The organism is Alcanivorax sp. HI0044, assembly GCF_001634945.1.
This window is the reverse complement of record NZ_LWEZ01000638.1, coordinates 1-1322: the sequence shown is the minus strand read 5'-3', so window position 1 is coordinate 1322 and position 1322 is coordinate 1. Positions and strand designations below refer to the sequence as shown.

Annotated in this window: 1 protein-coding gene and 1 pseudogene; one reads left to right on the top strand and one right to left on the bottom strand. The window is 62.6% G+C overall.

Annotated elements, in window-relative coordinates; genetic code table 11:
- A partial coding sequence (locus A3730_RS07755; protein ID WP_156501063.1) for a rhomboid family intramembrane serine protease occupies positions 1–874 on the top strand: 874 nt, incomplete at its 5' end.
- Positions 875–902: 28 nt separating this feature from the next.
- Here the strand turns inward: A3730_RS07755 and A3730_RS31285 are convergent.
- A pseudogene (locus A3730_RS31285) lies at positions 903–1322 on the bottom strand (hypothetical protein); the annotation flags it as partial.

Here is a 1322-nt window from a genome sequence, read left to right as displayed (position 1 = left end):
ACCGCTGGCCCCCACTCTGGAGCGCCGCCTTGGCCATGGCCGGGTATTCGCCCTGTGGATACTCGGCTGCCTGCTCAGTGGCTTTGGCTACCTGTTGCTGGCGAGCCCGGGGCAGATTCCGTTCCACGGTGCCACGGCACCACTGCTGGTCTGGTTCGGCGCTTTCTTTGGCCTGCAACGCAGCACCCTGCAACTGCCCCTCTGGCACCCCAAACACAGGCAGTGGCAACGCTTGCCGGTATCCCCCTACACCTTGCTGCCCCTGCCCGTGGCGGTCATGGCAGCGTTGGCTCTGTTCAGCACCCCGTTGCTCGCCAATCTCAGTGCGGGCATCGCCGCCTTTATCGGCGGCTTGCTGCTGGTCCAGATCATGCGCCCACAACCGGTCGAAGCCGCGCAGCAAGACAATCCCCCCACGGACCCTCAGCAACTTTCCTCACTGACCCGGGGCTGGGACGCCCTGGGACAATTGAACGGCGACGTGGCCAGCACGGCCTTCGCGCAAATTCTTGTCACCGAACCGGATCATTTCGACGCCCTCACCGGGCAATTCACCGCGCAACAATTACTCAGCGATAACGCTGCCTGGACCACCGTCGCCCAGCAACTGTTCGTCCACCCGGCAACAGAAGAAGGCCAGGCCATTCAGGTGGCGCAGTGCTGGCAGCAGTACCGGCAACGCGGCGGCACCGCGCTGCCCGCCGCCATTGGCTGGCCACTCCTGCAAACATTAACGCGGGCAGGTGAGTTTCAGCAGGCAGAAAAGCTGGCGCGGGAACTGGATGATCATGCACTCAAGGCAGACGCCATCGCTCAGCTGCGTGACACCTTGCTTCAGGAAGGACTGGCACACCGGGCAAAGGCGCTGGCGTGATTAACGCCGGGGGCTAATTCTTTACCACTCACCCCCAGGCAGCCCGGCACTCCAAGACTTTCTGGCGCAAGCGGGCATCGCGGCAATGGCTTTCCACAAAACGCAGGTACTGCTCGGCCTTGCCCGCCAGCCCGAACTGCTCGGCCAGCACTTTCGCCAACAACAGGTAGGCTTCCCCAAGATCGGTAAAATCCGGGTGTTTCTGGTGGAGGTCCTTGAGCAAGGCAACCGCCAGTTTGGGATCACGGCTATAAACACCTTCAGCCAATGCCAACCGTAATGCTGGCGCCGCCGGCAACCACTGCCGGTCGCGCAGGCGCTGGCGAGTAACCAGTGCCATGGCATCACCCCAGGCCTGCGCACCAATCAGCCAATCCAGGTAAGGCTCCGCCAGAGCAATCCGTTCTTGCTCTTTACCCAGCACCGCCAGCAACTGGTCGTGATGATG